At 65.1% G+C, this 20,227-nt stretch carries 19 protein-coding genes and 3 tRNA genes; 13 read left to right on the forward strand and 9 right to left on the reverse strand.

Translation table 11 applies throughout. The annotated features are described in order from the left end of the window. Window positions 1-7 precede the first annotated feature (7 nt). The 4 genes from hutU to hutI are packed head-to-tail and all read right to left on the reverse strand — an operon-like array spanning window position 8 to window position 5,304. A complete protein-coding gene (gene hutU / locus K0P03_RS06305) occupies window positions 8-1,684 on the reverse strand; it encodes a urocanate hydratase (RefSeq protein ID WP_272789155.1) in 1,677 nt (558 codons plus the stop codon). 16 nt (window positions 1,685-1,700) lie between these two features. Then, on the reverse strand, window positions 1,701-2,501 hold the full coding sequence (gene hutG / locus K0P03_RS06310) for an N-formylglutamate deformylase (protein ID WP_272789156.1): 801 nt from the start codon (window positions 2,499-2,501) through the stop codon (window positions 1,701-1,703). Between the two features lies 1 nt (window position 2,502). Beyond that, a complete protein-coding gene (hutH, locus tag K0P03_RS06315; RefSeq protein WP_023511973.1) occupies window positions 2,503-4,038 on the reverse strand; it encodes a histidine ammonia-lyase in 1,536 nt (511 codons plus the stop codon). 42 nt (window positions 4,039-4,080) lie between these two features. Further along, complete coding sequence (gene hutI / locus K0P03_RS06320) at window positions 4,081-5,304, reverse strand: imidazolonepropionase (RefSeq protein ID WP_272789157.1); 1,224 nt, start codon at window positions 5,302-5,304, stop codon at window positions 4,081-4,083. A 113-nt stretch (window positions 5,305-5,417) separates the two neighbouring features. Here hutI and K0P03_RS06325 point away from each other — a divergent pair, with 113 nt between their 5' ends. Continuing rightward, on the forward strand, window positions 5,418-6,764 hold the full coding sequence (locus K0P03_RS06325) for a formimidoylglutamate deiminase (RefSeq protein WP_272789158.1): 1,347 nt from the start codon (window positions 5,418-5,420) through the stop codon (window positions 6,762-6,764). Window positions 6,765-6,795: 31 nt separating this feature from the next. After that, complete coding sequence (hutC, locus tag K0P03_RS06330) at window positions 6,796-7,605, forward strand: histidine utilization repressor (RefSeq protein ID WP_272789159.1); 810 nt, start codon at window positions 6,796-6,798, stop codon at window positions 7,603-7,605. Window positions 7,606-7,608: 3 nt separating this feature from the next. Here the strand turns inward: hutC and K0P03_RS06335 are convergent, their stop codons facing one another. Beyond that, complete coding sequence (locus K0P03_RS06335; RefSeq protein ID WP_272789160.1) at window positions 7,609-9,567, reverse strand: CHASE2 domain-containing protein; 1,959 nt, start codon at window positions 9,565-9,567, stop codon at window positions 7,609-7,611. A gap of 183 nt (window positions 9,568-9,750) precedes the next feature. Between K0P03_RS06335 and K0P03_RS06340 the strand changes: the two genes are divergently transcribed. Then, the gene (locus tag K0P03_RS06340) at window positions 9,751-10,293 is read left to right on the forward strand and encodes a Pycsar system effector family protein (RefSeq protein WP_272789161.1); all 543 of its coding nucleotides are present in this window, start codon (window positions 9,751-9,753) and stop codon (window positions 10,291-10,293) included. Window positions 10,294-10,425: 132 nt separating this feature from the next. On the opposite strand, the gene K0P03_RS06345 is transcribed toward K0P03_RS06340, so the two are convergent. From K0P03_RS06345 to K0P03_RS06360, 4 genes are all read right to left on the reverse strand, one after another. After that, a complete protein-coding gene (locus tag K0P03_RS06345) occupies window positions 10,426-10,602 on the reverse strand; it encodes a hypothetical protein (RefSeq protein ID WP_156032026.1) in 177 nt (58 codons plus the stop codon). A gap of 8 nt (window positions 10,603-10,610) precedes the next feature. Further along, complete coding sequence (locus tag K0P03_RS06350; RefSeq protein ID WP_023511902.1) at window positions 10,611-10,778, reverse strand: hypothetical protein; 168 nt, start codon at window positions 10,776-10,778, stop codon at window positions 10,611-10,613. A 126-nt stretch (window positions 10,779-10,904) separates the two neighbouring features. Further along, a complete protein-coding gene (locus K0P03_RS06355; RefSeq protein ID WP_272789162.1) occupies window positions 10,905-12,671 on the reverse strand; it encodes an adenylate/guanylate cyclase domain-containing protein in 1,767 nt (588 codons plus the stop codon). Between the two features lie 319 nt (window positions 12,672-12,990). Then, window positions 12,991-13,066, reverse strand: a tRNA-Val gene (locus K0P03_RS06360). A 243-nt stretch (window positions 13,067-13,309) separates the two neighbouring features. On the opposite strand from K0P03_RS06360, the gene K0P03_RS06365 reads away from it, so the two are divergent. From K0P03_RS06365 to nuoF, 10 genes are all read left to right on the forward strand, one after another. Further along, window positions 13,310-13,386 (forward strand) — tRNA-Asp (locus K0P03_RS06365). Between the two features lie 47 nt (window positions 13,387-13,433). Continuing rightward, a tRNA-Asp gene (locus K0P03_RS06370) sits at window positions 13,434-13,510 on the forward strand. 570 nt (window positions 13,511-14,080) lie between these two features. Beyond that, a complete protein-coding gene (locus K0P03_RS06375) occupies window positions 14,081-14,446 on the forward strand; it encodes an NADH-quinone oxidoreductase subunit A (protein ID WP_024270867.1) in 366 nt (121 codons plus the stop codon). After that, window positions 14,437-15,018, forward strand: coding sequence for a NuoB/complex I 20 kDa subunit family protein (locus tag K0P03_RS06380; protein WP_023513873.1), 582 nt, complete (start codon window positions 14,437-14,439; stop codon window positions 15,016-15,018). The genes K0P03_RS06375 and K0P03_RS06380 overlap by 10 nt, the downstream gene beginning before the upstream one ends. An 18-nt stretch (window positions 15,019-15,036) precedes the next feature. Next, window positions 15,037-15,642 (forward strand): NADH-quinone oxidoreductase subunit C, encoded by a 606-nt coding sequence (locus K0P03_RS06385; RefSeq protein WP_272789163.1) that lies wholly within the window; start codon window positions 15,037-15,039, stop codon window positions 15,640-15,642. Window positions 15,643-15,690: 48 nt separating this feature from the next. After that, window positions 15,691-16,881, forward strand: coding sequence for an NADH-quinone oxidoreductase subunit D (locus tag K0P03_RS06390; protein ID WP_023513871.1), 1,191 nt, complete (start codon window positions 15,691-15,693; stop codon window positions 16,879-16,881). Further along, a complete protein-coding gene (locus K0P03_RS06395) occupies window positions 16,881-17,123 on the forward strand; it encodes a hypothetical protein (RefSeq protein WP_050743040.1) in 243 nt (80 codons plus the stop codon). Before K0P03_RS06390 ends, K0P03_RS06395 begins: the two co-directional genes overlap by 1 nt. 16 nt (window positions 17,124-17,139) lie before the next feature. Beyond that, on the forward strand, window positions 17,140-18,276 hold the full coding sequence (locus tag K0P03_RS06400; RefSeq protein ID WP_272789164.1) for an NADH-quinone oxidoreductase subunit E: 1,137 nt from the start codon (window positions 17,140-17,142) through the stop codon (window positions 18,274-18,276). A gap of 12 nt (window positions 18,277-18,288) precedes the next feature. Beyond that, window positions 18,289-18,915: a hypothetical protein gene (locus K0P03_RS06405; protein WP_272789165.1), complete on the forward strand. Its 627-nt coding sequence runs from the start codon at window positions 18,289-18,291 to the stop codon at window positions 18,913-18,915. A 5-nt stretch (window positions 18,916-18,920) separates the two neighbouring features. After that, entirely contained in the window at window positions 18,921-20,225 is a 1,305-nt protein-coding gene (gene nuoF, locus K0P03_RS06410) for an NADH-quinone oxidoreductase subunit NuoF (RefSeq protein WP_272789166.1), read from the forward strand. The last annotated feature ends 2 nt before the right edge of the window (window positions 20,226-20,227 follow it).

The following is a 20,227-nucleotide window of genomic DNA, read 5'->3' on the forward strand; positions in this document are numbered from 1 at the left end:
ACAAGCATCAGTTGCCGAGAATGCCCGGCAGGCGCAGGCCCTTTTCGCGGGCGCAGTCGAGCGCGATGTCGTAGCCGGCATCGGCGTGACGCATGACGCCGGTCGCCGGGTCGTTCCAGAGAACGCGGCCGATGCGCTCGGCCGCCTCATCCGTGCCGTCGCAGCAGATGACGACGCCCGAGTGCTGCGAGAAGCCCATGCCGACGCCGCCGCCGTGGTGGAGCGACACCCAGGTCGCGCCCGAGGCGGTGTTGAGCAGGGCATTGAGCAGCGGCCAGTCGGACACGGCGTCCGAACCGTCCTTCATCGCTTCCGTCTCGCGGTTCGGCGAGGCGACGGAGCCCGAATCGAGGTGGTCGCGGCCGATGACGATGGGTGCGCTGAGTTCGCCGTTCTTGACCATCTCGTTGAAAGCGAGGCCGAGGCGGTGGCGGTCACCGAGGCCGACCCAGCAGATGCGCGCCGGCAGACCCTGGAAGGCGATGCGCTCGGCGGCCATGTCGAGCCAGTTGTGCAGGTGCTTGTTGTCGGGCAGCAGTTCCTTGACCTTGGCGTCGGTCTTGCGGATGTCCTCCGGGTCGCCCGAAAGGGCGGCCCAGCGGAAAGGGCCGATGCCGCGGCAGAACAGCGGGCGGATATAGGCCGGAACGAAGCCGGGGAAAGCGAAGGCGTTTTCGAGGCCTTCTTCCTTGGCGACCTGGCGGATGTTGTTGCCGTAGTCGAAGGTCGGGATGCCCATGTCCTGGAAGGCGATCATCGCCTCGACATGCTCGCGCATCGAGGCGCGGGCGGCCTTTTCGACAGCCTTCGGATCGCTTTCGCGCTTGGCCTTCCATTCGGCCATCGTCCAGCCCTTCGGCAGGTAGCCGTTGATCGGGTCGTGGGCGGAGGTCTGATCGGTGACCATGTCCGGGCGGATGCCGCGGCGGACCATTTCCGGCAGGATTTCGGCGGCGTTGCCGAGAAGCCCCACGGACTTGGCTTCGCCGGCCTTCGTCCAGCGGTCGATCATCGCAAGCGCCTCGTCGAGCGTGTCGGCCTTTTCGTCGATGTAGCGGGTGCGCAGGCGGAAATCGATCGAGTCCGGGTTGCACTCGACGGCAAGGCACGAGGCGCCGGCCATGACGGCAGCGAGCGGCTGGGCGCCGCCCATGCCGCCGAGACCGCCGGTCAGCACCCACTTGCCCTTGAGGTCGCCATTGTAGTCCTGGCGGCCGGCTTCCACGAAGGTTTCGTAGGTGCCCTGAACGATGCCCTGGCTGCCGATATAGATCCACGAGCCGGCCGTCATCTGGCCGTACATGGCAAGGCCCTTCTTATCCAGCTCGTTGAAATGGTCCCAGGTGGCCCAATGCGGCACGAGGTTGGAATTGGCAATAAGGACGCGCGGGGCATCCTTGTGCGTGCGGAAGATGCCGACCGGCTTGCCGGACTGCACGACCAGCGTCTCGTTGTCTTCCAGATCGCGCAGCGACGCGACGATCTTGTCGAAATCGGCCCAGGTGCGGGCGGCGCGGCCGATGCCGCCATAGACGACGAGTTCGTGCGGGTTTTCCGCAACGTTGGGGTCGAGGTTGTTCATCAGCATGCGCAGCGGCGCTTCGGTCAGCCAGCTCTTGGCGGTGCGTTCGGTGCCGGTGGCGGCGCGGACGTCGCGGATGTTGTGGCGGGGATTGTCGGTCATGGCTGGTTCTCCCGGATCAGCGTGTGAGGGTGGAGGCAAGCGCCTCGAGACGGTTCAGGATGTCTTGAAGGGGAATGCGCAGTCTTGCGGCCTTCGTCTCGTCGAGGGCAAAGGGCAGGGCTTCCGTGGCAAGGTGGCTGACCTGCGCAAGCTCCATCTGGATGGCGTGCACGCCGGTCTGCGGCCTGCCGTAGTGGCGCGTCGTCCAGCCGCCCTTGAAGCGGCCGTTGAGGATGCTGGTATAGCCTTCGGCCTTGGCGCAGATTTCGAACGTCGCCGTTTCGATCTCCCTGGCGCAGGTGCGGCCCATGTCGGTGCCGACATTGAAATCCGGCAGCCGGTCTTCGAACAGGAAGGGGATCAGCGAGCGGATAGAATGGCAATCATAGAGGATTGCCACGCCGTGGACCGCCTTGACGCGCTCGATCTCGGCGGCAAGGGCCGCGTGGTAGGGCGCGTGGAAATGGGCGAGCCGATAGGCAATGTCCGCCTCGGTCGGCGCCTCGCCGTCCTTCCAGATCGGCTTGCCGTCGAAATCCGTTTCCGGAACGAGGCCTGTCGTGTTCTGGCCGGGATAGAGGCTGACACCATCGGGATCCCGGTTGGCGTCGATGACATAGCGGTGGAAGGTTGCGCGCACCGTCGTCACCTCCGGCAGGAGGCCGGCATAGAGACGCTCGATGTGCCAGTCCGTATCCGCGAGGATACGGCCGTTGTCGTTCAGGCGTTCCCAGATATCGGCCGGGACATCCGTGCCGGTATGCGGGAAGGCGAGAATCACGGGCGATGTGCCCTGCCGGGTTTCGACCAGTGCCACCTCAGGCCTCCAGAACCGGCAGGATGCCCTTGGTGACGGAGGCGGCGAGCGCGCCGGAGGAGACGAAGCTGCTGGCGGCGGCAAGGTCGGGCGCCATGTAGCGGTCCTCTTCCAGCGTGGCGACGACGGTGCGAAGCGCGGCGACGACCTTCTTCAGCTCCGGGCTGGTGACGAGCGGGGCGCGGAACTCAATGCCCTGCGCGGCCGTCAGCGCCTCGATACCGACGATGGCGGAGAGGTTTTCCGTCATGCGCAGCAGGCGGCGGGCGCCGTGGCAGGCCATGGAGACGTGGTCTTCCTGGTTGGCGGAGGTCGGCGTCGAATCGACCGAGGCCGGATGCGCCATCTGCTTGTTTTCGCTCATCAGCGCGGCCGAGGTGACCTCTGCGATCATCAGGCCGGAATTGAGGCCCGGCTTCTTGGCGAGGAAGGCCGGCAGGCCGAAGGAGAGGGCGGGATCGACCAGCAGCGCGATGCGGCGCTGGGCGATGGCACCGATCTCGCAGGTCGCGATGGCGATCTGGTCGGCGGCAAAGGCGACCGGTTCGGCATGGAAGTTGCCGCCCGAAACGACGCTGTTGTCGGAGAGGACCAGCGGGTTGTCGGTGACGGCGTTGGCTTCGATTTCGAGCGTGCGGGCGGCCGAGCGCAGGAGATCGAGGCAGGCGCCGTCGACCTGCGGCTGGCAACGGATGCAATAGGGATCCTGCACGCGTTCGTCACCGGTGATGTGGCTTTCGCGGATGACGGAGCCGGCAAGCAGCGCGCGCAGCGCGGAGGCGGCGTCGATCTGGCCCTTGTGGCCGCGCAGCGTGTGGATATCCGGATGGAACGGCGCGGAGGAACCCATGGCGGCGTCGGTGGAAAGCGCCCCGGTGACGAGGGCGGCCTGGGCGGCACGATGAGCGCGGAAGAGGCCGGTCAGCGCCAGGGCGGTCGAGACCTGGGTGCCGTTGATGAGGGCGAGGCCCTCCTTGGCGGCGAGCACGACGGGCTTCAGGCCGGCCTTTTCCAGCGCCTTGCCGCCGGAAAGGCGTTCGCCGGCATAAAAGGCCTCGCCTTCGCCGATCATCACCGCCGTCATGTGGGCGAGGGGGGCGAGGTCGCCGGAGGCGCCAACGGAACCCTGTTCCGGGATGACCGGGATGACGCCCCTGGCCTGCATCGCCTCGATGAGGCGCACGACCTCGATGCGCACGCCCGACGCGCCGCGGCCGAGCGAGATCAGCTTCAGTGCCATGATGAGGCGCACGATGTTTTCGGCGAGCGGTTTGCCGACGCCGCAGCAATGCGACAGGATCAGGTTGCGCTGGAGGGTCGCGACATCGGCCGGCGCGATCTTGATGGAGGCGAGTTTGCCGAAGCCGGTATTGATGCCGTAGACCGGTTCGTCGCCACCGGCGATTTCCGCGATGCGCGCGGCGGCCTTCTCGATGCCCGCGTCGAAGGACGCGTCGAGCCGGGTGGCTTCGCCGGTCCAGTAGAGGGTTTCAAGGGTCTTGAGGGGCACGGAGCCCGGATGGAGCGTGATCGTCATGGTGCAGTTCCCGATGCAGCCTTGTGCTGCCTGTTGAATGGATCAGTGTCCGCTGCGGATACGGGCATGCAGGGGATTGAACCCCATGCGGTAGACCAGTTCCGCCGGCCGGCCGATGTCCCAGAGGACGAAATCGGCCCATTTCCCGGCCTCGAGCGTTCCCACCTCGTCGACGAGGCCGAGGGCGCGGGCGGCCTCGCGCGTCGTGCCGGCAATGCATTCCGTGACGGTCATGCCGAAGAGGGTCGCGGCCATGTTCATGGTAAGAAGCAGCGAGGTCAGCGGCGAGGTGCCGGGATTGGCATCGGTCGCAACAGCCATCCGGACACCATGCTTGCGGAAGAGATCGACCGGCGGCTTCTTCGTCTCGCGGATGAAGTAGAAGGCGCCCGGCAGGATGACGGCGACGGTGCCGGCTTTGGCCATGGCAGCCGCGCCAGCATCGTCGGTGTATTCGAGGTGGTCGGCCGACAGCGCGCCGTAGCGGGCGGCCATTTCCGCGCCGTGGAGGTTGGAAAGCTGGTCGGCGTGCAGCTTTACGGGCAGGCCATGTGCTTTGGCAGCGTCGAAGACCTTTGCCATTTCCTCCGGCGAGAAGGCGATGCCCTCGCAGAAGCCGTCAACGGCGTCGGCAAGCCCTTCGGCCGCGATGGCCGGCAGCATCTCGCCGACGACCTTGTCGATATAGGCCGTCTTGTCGCCGTTCATTTCCGGCGGCAGCGCGTGGGCGCCGAGAAAGGTGGTGCGCACGGTGACGTCGCGCATCTCCGCGATGCGCCGTGCAGCACGTAGGGATTTCACTTCGTTCTCGGTATCGAGGCCGTAACCGGATTTCAGTTCGACCGTCGTCACGCCCTCGGCGATCAGGGCGTCGAGGCGGGGCAGAGTCTGACGTACCAGCTCGTCCTCGCTCGCCGCGCGCAGCGCCTTGACGGAGGAGACGATGCCGCCGCCGGCCCGGGCGATCTCCTCATAGGAGGCGCCGGCAAGGCGCAGCTCGAATTCATGGGCGCGGTCGCCGGCATGCACGAGATGGGTATGGCAGTCGATGAGGCCCGGCGTGATCCAGCGGCCCTCGCAGTCGATGGCCTCCGCGGCGGAGAATTCTGCGGGAAGCTCGGCCTCGGGGCCGGCAAAGGCGATGCGGCCGTCGCGGACGGCGATCGCGCCGTTTTCGACGATACCAAGGTCCGGCAGGCTCTCCTTGAGCGTCGCGAGCCGGGCATTGCGCCAGACTCGGGGACTGTCCTTTTCCGGTGTCGTCATCGTGATTGCCTCTTCCCTGTGATGAATATAATGTATATACATAATTATGAGAGGCGCAAGAGCCAATTTGCCGGCGCGGCGCCAGGATGCACCATCGGGAGAAGGAACGGGCCATGGCCGTCATTCATGCAAGGCAGGCGCTGCTTACGGGCGGCTGGGCGAGGGATGTTCGTATGGGCATCGTGGACGGCCGCATCGCGACGCTCGAAACCGGTGCCGCGCCGGCGCCGGGCGACGAGCGCCACGACACCATCGTCGCCGGCATGCCGAACCTGCACAGCCACGCCTTCCAGCGCGGTATGGCAGGACTGGCGGAAACCCGTGGGCCCGGCAGCGATTCGTTCTGGAGCTGGCGCAACGTCATGTATCGCTTCGCGCTCGCCATGACGCCCGACGATGTGGAAGCGGTCGCCGGCCAGCTCTATATCGAGATGCTGGAGGCTGGTTATACGCGCGTCGGCGAGTTCCATTACCTGCACCATGACAAGGATGGCGGGCATTATGCCGATATCGCCGAAATGGCCGCGCGCATCGCCGCGGCGGCGTCCGAGACCGGCATCGCACTGACGCTGCTGCCCGTCTTCTACGCCCATGCCGGCTTCGGCGGCACCGCGCCGGGCGAGGGCCAGCGCCGCTTCATCAACGACCGGCGGTCCTATGGCGCAGTGCTGGAGCGCTGCCGCGCGCTGACCGATACGCTGCCCGCCGGCATCACCGGCGTCGCCCCGCACAGCCTGCGCGCCGTCACGCCGGACGAGCTTGCCGACGTCGTGGCCATGGCCGGCGATGCGCCGGTCCACATCCATATTTCCGAGCAGGTCAAGGAAGTCGAGGACAGTATTGCCTGGTCCGGCCGCCGTCCGGTGGAGTGGTTGCTCGACAACCAGGCGGTCGACGGCCGCTGGTGCTTCATCCACGCGACGCACATGACGGAGGCTGAAACGCGCGGCATGGCGAAGACCGGGGCGATCGCCGGCCTCTGCCCGGTGACGGAGGCCAATCTCGGCGACGGCACCTTCCCGGCACCGGTTTTTATGGCTCATGGCGGCCGCTTCGGCGTCGGCTCGGATTCCAACGTGCTGATCGGCCTGCCGGACGAATTGCGCCAGCTCGAATACTCGCAGCGTCTCGCCCACCGCGCCCGCAACGTGCTGGCCGCCCCCGGCGGTTCGACGGGCCGGGCGCTCTTCGACGGCGCGCTGCTTGGCGGCGCGGCGGCGCTCGGTGCCGAATCGGGCCTTTCGGCCGGGCGCGCCGCCGACTTCGTCAGCCTCAAGGCACGGCATGGTCTCGATCTTGCGGGCGATGCGCTGCTCGACGGCTGGATCTTTGCCAATGGTGCGACGGTCGATTGCGTCTGGGTGAACGGCTGCCGGCGGGTCGAGGGCGGCCGCCATGTGGCGCGCGAGGCGGTCGGGCGGCGCTTCACCGCCACCATGCGGGCGCTGGCCGAGGCCTGACGACGTATTGAAAGGCGCCCCCGCCTTTCTTATGACTTTTCCCGACCGGGCGAATCTGCGCCCGGCAAGCGCGGAGGCGACCATTTCCACCGTCGAGGACAACAGGCAGCCCGAGGCCAAGGAGCCGTCGCTGCACCGCCGCATTCTGGAGGATGTGGAGGGCAGGATCCTTTCGGGCGAATGGCCGCCGGGCCACCGCATCCCCTTCGAGCACGAATTGACCGAGCAATACCAGTGCTCGCGCATGACGGTGAACAAGGCGATCACCGAACTCGTCAAGCGCGGCCTGATCGAGCGCCGGCGCAAATCCGGCAGCTACGTCACCCACCCGCATGCCCAATCCGCGGTGCTCGAGATCCACGACATCCGCCTGGAGGTCGAATCGCTCGGCCTGCCGTATCGCTACGAGCGGCGCACACGGATTAACCGCGCGGCGAGGGCCGTCGACCGGCGGCTGATGGAGCTTTCCGAATCAGCCCGCCTGACGGACATTTCCGCCCTGCATTTCGCCGGCGCTCAGCCCTTCTGCCTGGAAGACCGCCTGATCAATCTCGAAGCCGTGCCGGAAGCGGCCGAGGAAAGCTTTGACGGCATCGCGCCCGGCGCCTGGCTGATCAGCCGCGTGCCCTGGAGCGCCGCCGAACACCGTATCCGCGCGGTCGGGGCCGATGCCCGCGCCGCCGAGCTTCTGGCGATCGCGCCCGGAACGCCCTGCCTCGTCGTGGAGCGGCGCACCTGGAGCGGCGGCCTTTATGTCACCCATGTGCGGCTGACCTATCCCGGCGAGAAACACGAGCTCGTCGCCGAATTCGCCCCTTCGCACCCCAAGCAGGGCGCTTGAGGTCTACGCTCCGCCGGCCGCGTGTTCGGCCCGCACGGTGGCATAGTACGGTGCCAGTGTCGGGGCGGCTTCGATCAGCGTATCGAAGGCCGCATCGTCAGCGGTGAGTTGCCCGGCATATTTCTCTTCGACAAAACGGGCATGCAGTGCCTTCGCCGCGTCCGGCAGGCTGCGGATGGCGGTGAAGACGGGGGCGGCGAGACTGCGGCCCTTGACGGTGATCCGGTCGAGTTCGAGCACCGCGAAATCCGCCGACGCCAGCCTGGCCGTGCTTTCGCCGATAAGCAGCGGCACGCCATAGGCCTTGGAGGCGCCTTCGAGACGCGAGGCGAGGTTTACCGCATCGCCGAGCACCGAATAGTCGAATCGCTGCGAGGAGCCCATGTTGCCGACCACGCATTCGCCGGTGTTGATGCCGATACCGATGCGCAGCGCATGATGGGTGCTTCCGCTCGCCGCCGCCTCTGCCTGGAGTTTCGCATTCAGCGTCGCCATCACGTCGAGCATGTCGAGCGCGGCGGCCACGGCATGCCGGGCATGGTTTTCGTCGTCGAGCGGCGCGTTCCAGAAGGCCATCACACAGTCGCCGATATATTTGTCGATCGTTCCGCCGTGCTTGAGCACGATGTCGGAGAGGGGGGTCAGCAGCCGGTTGATCAGCGTCGTCAGCTGCTCCGGATCGTCCTTCATCGTTTCGGCGATGGTGGTGAAGCCGCGCACGTCGCAAAACAGGATGGAGAGCGTGCGCCGCTCGCCGCCGAGCTTCAGCTGCGAGGGGTCGCGTGCGAGACGCTCGACGAGGGCGGGCGAGAGATATTGCGAGAAGGCGCGCACGATCTCGCGGCGCTGGCGCCGCTCTTCGGCATAGTCGAGCGCCGTCTGGCCGGCTGCGACCAGGAGAAGCGCAATGGTCGGGCCGATGGGTGAAACGAAAAGGTTGGCCTCGCGCATGAACGCGAAGCTGAGGAGAGCGAGGCCGGCGCTTGCGAGGACGCTGAGCACGACCGTCTGCCACCTTGTCGCGCGCCGCACGATCGCCGCCGAAAGCAGGGCGGCGAGCGCGACGGCGGTGATGGCGAGCGGCGTGCCCGCGCGGGTGATCGCCGCGCCGGCGGTGAGATTGTCGAGGATCGTCGCCTGGATTTCGGCCCCCGCCACCAGCCGGCCGGTATGGACGGTATAGGGCGTGGCGAAGGCGTCCGCACCGCCGGAATTGATGACCGGCGCATTCTGTAGGCTGAGGCCGACCACCACCACGCGGCCTCTGAACGTATCCTTCGGCAGCATGTTGTCCGGATCGAGCGCCTGATAGTAGGAGACCGTCGGATAGCTGCGCGCGGGGCCGTAGGATTGCAGGAGCTTGCCCTCTGGCGAGACTGCCGGCGTGCCCGCAATGCGGGCCAGCGCAAGCGCAAAGCCATCCTCGTAGCGCGGCAGGTCGCGGAAGACGCCGTCACCGCCGAGCGTGATCGCGGCGATACCGGTCACCGCGCCGGCCTCGGTGAATGCCGGCAGCGGCGTCGTGCGCAGAAGCTGCTCGGCCTGCGGCGTGACGATGACGCTTTCGTCGCCGGCCAGAACGACATCGGGGCCGAGCGTTGCGGCAAAGGCGGCATCGGAGGCCGGGTTGGACGGCTCTGCGAAGATGATGTCGAGGCCGATCGCCGTGGCGCCGGCCTTGCGCAGGCTTTCGACCAGCCGGCCGTGCAGTTCGCGCGGCCAGGGCCATTGCGCATTGATTTCCGCCAGCGACGGCTCGTCGATCGCGACGACCACCGGTCCGCCGGCCGGCGGGCGCGGATCGTCGACGGTGGAGAGATAATCGAAGGCGCGCAGGTCCGCGAGCGACCAGGCCGGCAGCTGTGTCAGGGCAGAGACGAGCGTGATGACCGCAAGGGCCAGAACGGCAAGCCGCCGGGTGCGGCGCGACCAGCGGTGAGGAAGGCGCAGCGCCGCGCTCATGCGTGGCTCCGGTTGGCGTGCCGCAAGGCAGCTGGGGTCGGCGGACCGGGAGGCGGGGCGAGGTTCAGCATGCAACCAGAACTCGACATCGCCCTGAAAAAGTCAAGCGGTGTGGAGGGGCGGCCGTTGCTTTCTCAAGGCACTCGGCTATCACGGGACAAGCGCAGCAGGGGCAGACGCGACATGACGGCTTTGGAAACGCGGCAGACCATCCTCGAGCGGGCCCTTGACGGCACGCAGGGCATTGCGCTCGAGCATTTCGACCATATCCGCCGCATCAACGACGTCTTCTATGATCAGGTGAAGATTTCCGACCAGAAGGCTGCCTATATCTTCACCTTCATGCTCGCGCTGCTGGTTACCTCCACCGAAAGCCGCGCTGTCTTCACCTGGTCGCGTTATGCGGAAGGCAACCTCACGGCGATCGCCCTTTCCGGCCTGCTCGCCTTCGCGCTGATCTTCTCCATCGTCTCGGCGATTCTCGTCGTGCTGCCACGCCGGGCCGACAAGGCGACATCGCTGTTCTGGGGGGCCTGGCCGCATCACCGCGAGGGTTTCCGCAAGGCGGCGCATGACCGTGATGTCGGCTATCTCTTCGAACAATACATGCAGAATGCCGATGCGATGGCCTCCATCGCCCGCGACAAGTACCGCTTTGTCGGCTTCGCCTTCCGCGGGCTGCTGATGACGGTCATTGCTTACGTGGCGCTGCTTGCGACGCGCTAGGTTGTTTGTCCTGGCGCCTGGTGACGGGGAACGTCCACCGTCACCTGTCGGACAAACATCCGGGTCTGCTTGCCTCCTAATGTCCAGCGCAAGCGCCGGATCTGATCGCCTTCCTGAGCGATCTGTCGGGCATCATCGCTGATCGTCCGCCTCCCATTGCCGGCGCATGATAAGCGTTGCGACGGCAAGCCGTTCCTCGACGGCGTCCCGTTCGGCAATCAATGTGCGCAGGGCCTCCAGCGCATTGCCGTTGTGAAGGGCGAGGATTTCGGCGGCCTCTTCGCGCACGATGCCGCCCGGTCGTCTCATAACATGCATCATTGCAGCCGCAGCTCCAGCTGCGCCTTGGACTTCAGCACATAGAGAGGCTTGGCGACCGCCTCCAGCTTGCGCTGGAATTCCGCCCTGTGAGCCTGCTGCTTTTCGCGCAGGGCCCGGCAGGCGGCAACTTCGGCCAGGGCGCGTTCAACGGCATCGCTTTGCATCGGCACCTCCATTTGTTCTCTTTATGTTCTTATTTTTGATGGCGGCTGTCAAGCGGTTGTCCAGCACGCATGGGAACGCGGCCGAAAGGACAGTGGCAGAGGATGTGGTGGCAATGCCGCGGCGCGTTAGCCGGAAGCGGCGGCGCCGACGAGCTGGCGAAGCGCCTCGCTGTCGCGAAAACAAAGGACCTCTATCGGCTCCTGTTTTCCGGCCAGCATGACGGGGGCGAAGGTGAGGTCGTTCGGTACGCCCGCCGCCATCAGGACCGCCTCCTTCGAGGCGATCAGGGTGGCGCCGAGCTGTTTGGTCTGAGCCTCGAGGCGCGCGGCGACATTGCCGGTATCGCCGAGGAAGGGAGTGCCTTCGAGGCCGCCCGTCCATTCCGTTCCGACAACCGCGACCCCGACATGCAGCCCGATGCCGATGCGCAGCGGCTCGCTCAGTTCCTGCCGCAGCTCCTCGTTAAGGGCGTCGATCCCCTCCCACAGCCGCAACGCCGCGCGAAAGGCGTCGCGGGCGGCATCATGCGTCGGCCCGTCGGTGCCGAAAACGCTCATGACGCCGTCGCCGGCGATGTTGATGACGTGACCGCCGCTCGCCCGCACCGCCGAGGACACGGCCTTGATGTAGCGTTCGACGATGAAGAAGGTATCGTAGGGCAGGCGGTCGTCGGCAAGGCGCGTGGACTGGCGCAGGTCGACGAAGAGCGCTGCCACTTCCGCCTCCCGCCGGGCGGCCGTCACCGGTCCGAGCTGGCCCTTCGGCAGCTGGGCCGCGGTGGCGGAATGCACGAGCGGCACGACCGTGAGGTCCTGTTCCGGCCGGATCTGGCAGGCGAGTCGCACCGATGGTGGCGCTCCGATGCGCCGCAGCAGGCGCTGCTCGTCACCCGCCGGGGCCGGCAGCGTTTCGCCGCCTGCGGTGATCTCGACACGACAGGTCGAGCAGCGGCCCCGGCCGCCGCAGATGGACGCATGCGGAACGCCGGACCAGCGGCTCGCCTCGAGCACGCTGAAGCCGACCGGAACGGAGACGATGCGCCCGCCCGGATAGGTGATCCGGACCGAATCGAACCGGGTGGCATGCCAGTCGCGCGCCATGCGCAGGATGAAGATGCCGGCGAGCAGCGCGAGATAGCCCATGGTGAGGCGGTTTGCGACGGCATTGGCCTCGGCGGCCGCAAGCGCGGCTGGCGAACCCGGCAGGTCGAGAAGACCGGGCCGCAGGGCCTCCGCGCCCTGGGCCGCGAGATCGCGCATATCGAGGCCGGCATTGATGAAGCCGAGGATCGCCAGCACCGGCAGCAGGGTGGCGAGCGACATCAGGATCGGCACGAAACGCGGATACCAGGGTTTTCCGCGCAGCCAGGCGCGCACACCGAGGCATCCGTGGATCCACACGACGAGGATCAGCAGGAACTGGCGGGGCAGGCCGGCATCGGGGCTGGCGACCCAAAGCGTGTAGACGGTCTTGTCGAAATCGATTCGCGCGCCGTAGACGCCCTTCAGATAGGCGATTGCGCCGGCATGGGCGAAGAGGACGGCCGGAATCGCCAGCCCGAAGACCAGCTGCACCGCATCGACTGCAGGCAGACGCAGATGGCGCCGCCGGTAGAGCGCACGCAGCCCGAGCGACGCATGGATGAGGAGCCCGCCGTAAAGCAGCACCCGTCCCAGCGGGCTCTGCCAAGGATGGAAAAGCACCCGGCTCGCCATATCCATCGCCTCGAGCGAACGAATGCCGAAGGCCTGATTGAGAAGGTGCATCGTGGCGTAGAGGAAAAGGGTGAGGCCCGTCCACAGCCGCAACCGGCGCAAAAACGCCCGGGAGGCCGCCGGGCGTTCGTCGGTTTCGCTGCCAAAACGCTGTCCCGGCGCCACCTTGCCGCTCAAGCAAAATCCCTCATCTGCCAAAAATCCAAAATCCATCCGCGGGATGGCGTGGCGTCCTGCCCGATCTCGTGGCCGATTGCCGATACCTGGACATTATCGACGGAACTTTCCGTGTGAAGCCGCTCTTTCCTGAGTCAACTAGTCGCTCAGGTTCCGATTGCAATCGGAATCTGCCGCACCGCAGGACAATTCTCCGCGATCTGCGCAGGGAAACGCGCAGCCTTGGAAAGGCGGGGTAGGGGCAGGCGGAGCTTTGAAATACCGTTTCCCCGCGCGGAGCGCGTTGAATTCTCGGGGAAATTTGAATTCTGGGGGGAAATGGTGGGCGATGAGAGACTCGAACTCCCGACATCCTCGGTGTAAACGAGGCGCTCTACCAACTGAGCTAATCGCCCGCCGCGTTGGTGGCCGTGATCTATGCGGAACCGGATCAAACCGCAAGAGGCAATCGCAAAGTTTTTGCATTTTTTTGAATGCGACCATGAAGATGCCCAAGGCTGTGGAAACATTTTCGGACACGTCATTCTTTTGTCGTGAAACCTGCTTGACACCCAAAGGCGAACCCCTTAGTTAGCCGCTCATCGAACGGCGCAGGCCGCTCGGGACGGATGGTTCGCCTTCCGGACGCTTTCGAGGATGCGGGTGTAGCTCAGTCGGTTAGAGTGCCGGCCTGTCACGCCGGAGGTCGCGGGTTCGAGCCCCGTCACTCGCGCCACTCGAAAGGCCGGACGAAACATGCGGGGCCGCAAGGCCATAAGATGCGCGGGTGTAGCTCAGTCGGTTAGAGTGCCGGCCTGTCACGCCGGAGGTCGCGGGTTCGAGCCCCGTCACTCGCGCCATTCTTCTTTCTCTCCAAGGCATTGCAGCGTTTTTCTCACGTCGCTTCGCCGTGTCCTCCTTTTCAAATCTGTTTCGTTTTCGCGGTAGCCGGGATTCGTGCGGCGCCCTTTCTCGGGCGTCGGATTCGCTCGTTTCGAGCCGCCGTTGTGAGTCGCCATGATTTGCCTTGGTGCCTGACGGCGAATCCTGTCTCCCCGAAAAGAGAGGGTCGGGCAAAAGGGGGGAGAGGGGTTGTCGCTTTGCAGGGCCGATCGGCGGCTCTGTCCATGCTGCCCGATTTCAATGTAAATCGGTAGAAGGAGCGATTTGTCAGACTTTTTTCTTCGCAACTGCGGCGAAACGTCCCGCATTGCGGCAGTCGTGAAATCGTAACGATTTAAATGGCTTTGCGGCAGGCATTTGCTGGTCGCCCGGAAAAGAACACAATGAATGGGGCGAAAGCCGGACAAAGCCTTGCGCGGGGGCGCTCACTGCGCTAACGACGGGGCGTTGCAACATACTTTCTCGGCTTGCAGGTCTTGGACCAACAGGCGTCTCTCCGGCGCCACGAGCAGGCAGGATGGACGCCAATGACTGAACTTCTCGGTTCCTATATCCCGATCGCCATCTTCATCGGTATCGCGCTCGTGATCGGCATTGCACTGCTGGTCGCGCCGTTTGCCGTCGCATACAAGGCCCCCGATTCGGAAAAGCTTTCCGCTTACGAGTGCGGCTTCAACGCGTTTGACGATGCGCGCATGAAATTCGATATCCGCTTCTATCTGGTGTCGATCCTCTTCATCATCTTCGACCTCGAAGTGGCCTTCCTCTTTCCCTGGGCCGTCTCCTTCGGCGACATGGGCTGGTTCGGCTTCTGGTCGATGATGATCTTCCTCGGTGTGCTGACCATCGGCTTTATCTACGAATGGAAGAAGGGAGCGCTCGAATGGGAGTAGCCCACACCAACACGACGCTCGTTGCGCCGCAGGCCAAGGGGATCATCGATCCCAACACCGGCAAGCCCATTGGCAGCAACGACGCCTTCTTCGGCGAGATCAACAACGAGCTCGCCGACAAGGGCTTCCTCGTCACCTCGACGGACGAACTCATCACCTGGGCCCGTACCGGCTCGCTGATGTGGATGACCTTCGGCCTTGCATGCTGCGCCGTTGAAATGATGCAGTTGTCGATGCCGCGCTACGACGTCGAGCGTTTCGGCTTTGCGCCGCGCGCCTCGCCGCGCCAGTCCGACGTCATGATCGTCGCCGGTACGCTGACCAACAAGATGGCGCCTGCGCTCCGCAAGGTCTACGACCAGATGCCCGAGCCGCGTTACGTCATCTCGATGGGCTCCTGTGCCAACGGCGGCGGCTACTATCACTATTCCTATTCGGTGGTGCGCGGCTGTGACCGCGTGGTGCCGGTCGACATCTATGTACCAGGCTGTCCTCCCACGGCGGAAGCGCTCCTTTACGGTGTGCTCCTGCTGCAGAAGAAGATCCGCCGGACCGGTACGATCGAGCGTTAAGGGCAGGGGACTTTAGACATGAGCGAAGCCCTCCAGGAGCTTTCCTCCCATATCGGCGAAGCGGCAGGCAATCTCGTCGCCTCCGCCGACATCGCCTTTGGCGAACTCACCCTGAAGACGGACGGTGCGCGCATCCTCGATCTTCTGACTTTCCTGCGCGACGACGTGCAGTGCGGGTTCGTCAATCTTATCGATATCTGCGGTGTCGACTGGCCGGCCCGCGCCGAGCGTTTCGACGTGGTCTACCACCTCCTGTCGCCGCGCCAGAATCTTCGCGTGCGCATCAAGGTCGCAACGGGCGAGGACGTGCCTGTGCCCTCTGCTTTCCCGGTCTATCCGGGGGCAGACTGGTTCGAGCGCGAAGCCTACGACATGTACGGCATTCTCTTCACCGGCCATCCGGACCTGCGCCGCATCCTCACCGACTACGGCTTCGAGGGGCACCCGCTGCGCAAGGACTTCCCGACGACCGGCTTCGTGGAAGTGCGTTACGACGACGAGGTCAAGCGCGTCGTGTACGAACCTGTCGAACTGAAGCAGGAATTCCGCAACTTCGACTTCCTCTCTCCCTGGGAGGGCACGGATTACGTGCTGCCGGGTGACGAGAAGGCGAAGACGAACTGATTTTGGGTCAGGCGACCCGATTGGGCGCCGGCTTCTGGAGCAAGCGGCATGAACGAGCACAACGTTCGTAACTTTAACATCAACTTCGGGCCCCAGCATCCCGCGGCGCACGGGGTTCTCCGCCTCGTGCTCGAACTCGACGGCGAAATCGTCGAGCGCGTCGATCCGCATATCGGCCTGCTGCATCGTGGCACCGAGAAGCTGATCGAGACGAAGACCTATCTTCAGGCCGTGCCCTATTTCGACCGCCTCGACTATGTGGCGCCGATGAACCAGGAGCATGCCTTCGCGCTCGCCGTCGAAAAGCTGACGGGCACCGAGGTTCCGATCCGCGGCCAGCTGATCCGCGTGCTCTATTCCGAAATCGGCCGCATCCTCTCGCATCTCCTCAACGTCACGACGCAGGCCATGGATGTCGGCGCGCTGACGCCGCCGCTCTGGGGCTTCGAAGAGCGCGAGAAGCTGATGGTGTTCTATGAGCGGGCCTGCGGCGCGCGCATGCACTCGGCCTATATTCGTCCCGGCGGCGTGCACCAGGACCTGCCGCACGAGCTGGTGGAAGACATCGGCAAGTGGATCGACCCGTTCCTGAAGACCGTCGACGACATCGACGAGCTTCTGACCGGCAACCGCATCTTCAAGCAGCGCAACGTCGATATCGGCGTTGTGAAGCTGGAAGACTGCTGGGCCTGGGGCTTTTCGGGCGTCATGGTACGCGGCTCGGGCGCGGCCTGGGACCTGCGCCGCTCGCAGCCCTATGAGTGCTATTCCGACCTCGATTTCGATATCCCGATCGGCAAGAACGGCGACTGCTACGACCGTTACGTCATCCGCATGATCGAGATGCGCGAAGCGGCCAAGATCATGCGCCAGTGCGTCAACCGCCTTCTGGGCGATGCCAAGGTCGGCCCGGTCTCCTCGATCGACGGCAAAATGGTGCCGCCGAAGCGCGGCCAGATGAAGCGCTCGATGGAAGCGCTTATCCACCACTTCAAGCTCTATACGGAAGGCTACCATGTGCCTGCCGGCGAAGTGTATGCGGCCGTCGAGGCGCCGAAGGGCGAATTCGGCGTCTACGTCGTCGCCGACGGCACCAACAAGCCGTACCGTTGCAAGATCCGCGCACCGGGCTACGCCCATCTTCAGGCGATGGACTTCATCTGTCGCGGCCACCAGCTCGCCGACGTCTCGGCGATCCTCGGCTCCCTCGACATCGTGTTCGGCGAGGTCGATCGCTGATGCCGAAACTAGCCCTTGCCACGCTGATCTTCCTGGGAAGCGCCGCTGTCGCCGGCGCGCAGGAGGACGTGCAGGTCGGTGCGTCCAGCGCCTCCATGGGCCAACTGGCAAGCCAGGGCTACGAGATCAAGGCGGCGGCGCCGAACGGCAGCCGCTACGTCGTATTCATGCAGAAAGACACGTCGGCCTACGCCTGCGAATTCGTCAACACGACGCAAACGCAGTGCCGGCAGATTAACTGAGACAAGGCGTTACAGAATGTCCGTTCGTCGACTAGCCGATGACAATGTCCAGCCCGCCAGCTTCGCCTTTACCAAGGAGAATGCGACCTGGGCCAAGGCAACGATCAACAAGTATCCGAAGGGCCGCCAGCAATCGGCGGTCATTCCGCTCCTGATGCGGGCGCAGGAACAGGACGGCTGGGTCACCAAGGCGGCGATCGAATCCGTCGCCGACATGCTCGACATGGCCTATATCCGTGTGCTCGAGGTCGCGACCTTCTACACCCAGTTCCAGCTGCTGCCGGTCGGTACGCGCGCCCATGTCCAGGTCTGCGGCACGACGCCCTGCATGCTGCGCGGCGCGGAAGACCTCATCAACGTCTGCAAGAAACGCATCCATCCCGAGCCCTTCCATCTCAACGAGACGGGCACGCTTTCCTGGGAAGAGGTCGAGTGTCAGGGCGCCTGCGTCAACGCGCCGATGATCATGATCTTCAAGGACAGCTATGAAGACCTGACGGCGACGCAGCTCGAGCACATCATCGACCGTTTCGATGCCGGCAAGGGCTCGACGGTCGAGACCGGCCCGCAGGTCGATCGCATCTTCTCCGCCCCGGTCGGTGGCCTCACCAGCCTCAACGAACCGGAAGCGGCCGCAAAGAAGGCCCCGGCCCGCGCCAAGAAGACCGAGGAGGAAAGCGTCAGCGTTCCCCCGTCGAATGCCGCAAAGCCGAAGACGGATGCCGTCGAGACCGATCCCAAGCTGAAGACGCCGGCAAACGCCAAGGCGGAAGCCGCCGCCAACACCAAGGCGACCGGCGACACGCGCGCCGAAGGTGGCGATGCCGCCGCCAAGCAGCCGGTCGCGGCCGCCGTCGGCAAGCCATCGCTGGAAGACAAGAACCGTCCGGCCGGCATTGCCCGCCCGGAAACACCTGACGACCTCAAGCTCATCTCGGGCGTCGGCCCGAAGATCGAGGGTATTCTCCACGAGCTCGGCATCTTCACCTTCGCGCAGGTCGCGGCCTGGAAGAAGGCAGAGCGCGAGTGGGTCGATTCCTATCTCAATTTCAAGGGCCGCATCGAGCGCGACGACTGGGTCAAGCAGGCCAAGGCGCTCGCCAAGGGCGGCGAAGCGGAATACATCCGCGTCTTCGGCAAGAAGCCGCGGTAAGGCAGGGAACCGATGGCGACATTCGGCAAGAAGGGCATGGAGACCGGTGTCGGGGCTAAAACCCCGACGGCGTCCGTGCGTCTGCCGCAGGCCGCCAGTCCGCACCAGGTGTCGGGCGATCGTAGCCGTGTGATGGTGCGTGCGCACGAGCCGCGCGCGGCCAACCCGACGGTCGTCTTCGTCGAGAAGCACTGGCCAAAAGCCGTGGGCGTCGGCATGGCGCTGTTTGCGGCCTATTTCAACGTGGTGATGAGCGGCAGGACGGATCCGTTTTCCGTCGTTCTGACATCGCTGCTGGCCGGCCTGTTCTTCTACTGGGTGGCCAACAAGTTCCGCAAGTCGCTGGACGACCTTCATGCCGTCCGCACCAATCCGTTCAAGTCGCCGGCCTATCTGGCAGGTGCGCTTGTCGGGTTCGGCTACTTTGTCTATTCGACATTCCTGGCGCCTTCCGAGGTCCTGGGAGTGGAAGTCGGTGAGCAGACCGCGTTCAAGGACGGACTGCAGACCACCGACATGGGCGCCGTCGCGCTGCTGCTGCTGAAGGCGGCGGGCAGTGCGGTTGCCGGCGGCGTAGCGTTTCAATTCATTGCCAGACGCGTCTTCGGCGCGGGCAATGCCACGGAAAATGGCGGGTAAGAACCATGCTTAAGGACCAGGATCGTATCTTCACCAATATCTACGGCACCAAGGACAAGTCGCTGAAAGGCGCCATGGCCCGGGGGCATTGGGACGGCACGAAGCAGCTGCTCGAAAAGGGCCGCGACTGGATCATCAACGAGGTGAAGGCTTCGGGCCTGCGCGGCCGCGGCGGCGCCGGCTTCCCGACGGGCCTCAAGTGGTCCTTCATGCCGAAGGAATCCGACGGCCGTCCGCACTACCTCGTCGTCAACGCCGACGAATCCGAGCCCGGCACCTGCAAGGACCGAGACATCCTGCGCCACGATCCGCACACGCTGATCGAAGGCTGTGTCATCGCCTCCTTCGCCATGGGCGCCAACGCCGCCTATATCTATGTGCGCGGCGAGTTCATCCGCGAGCGCGAGGCGCTGCAGGCGGCAATTGACGAGTGCTATGACGCCGGCCTTCTCGGCAAGAACAACAAGCTCGGTTACGACATCGACATCTACGTTCACCACGGCGCCGGCGCCTATATCTGCGGCGAAGAGACCGCGCTGCTCGAAAGCCTCGAAGGCAAGAAGGGCCAGCCGCGCCTGAAGCCGCCGTTCCCGGCGAATATGGGCCTCTATGGCTGCCCGACGACGGTCAACAACGTCGAATCCATCGCCGTGACGCCGACCATCCTGCGCCGCGGCGCCAGCTGGTTCTCCTCGTTCGGCCGCCCGAACAATGTCGGCACCAAGCTGTTCATGATGTCCGGCCACGTCAACCGTCCCTGCACGGTCGAGGAGGCCATGGGCATCTCCTTCAAGGAGATGGTCGAAAAGCACGGCGGCGGTATTCGCGGCGGCTGGGACAACCTGCTTGCCGTCATTCCCGGCGGCGCATCCTGCCCGGTCGTCAAGGCCGAGGACATGATGAACGTGGCGCTCGACTTCGACGGCCTGCGTGAGGTGAAATCCTCCTTCGGCACCGGCGGCATGATCGTCATGGACCGCTCGACGGACATCATCAAGGCGATCTGGCGCATCTCGGCCTTCTTCAAGCACGAGAGCTGCGGCCAGTGCACACCGTGCCGCGAAGGTACCGGCTGGATGATGCGCGTCATGCAGCGCATGGTCACGGGCAATGCGCAGAAGCGCGAAATCGACATGCTGTTCGACGTGACGAAGCAGATCGAAGGCCACACGATCTGCGCCCTCGGCGATGCGGCGGCCTGGCCGATCCAGGGCCTCATCCGCAATTTCCGTCCGGAAATCGAGGCGCGCATCGATCAGTACACGGCCAACGCCATGGCGCATGGCGCCGTGCTGGAAGCGGCGGAGTAAGA

Origin of the sequence: Shinella sp. HY16 (genome assembly GCF_028534175.1) — a bacterium.
In the GTDB taxonomy this organism is placed as follows: Bacteria; Pseudomonadota; Alphaproteobacteria; order Rhizobiales; family Rhizobiaceae; genus Shinella.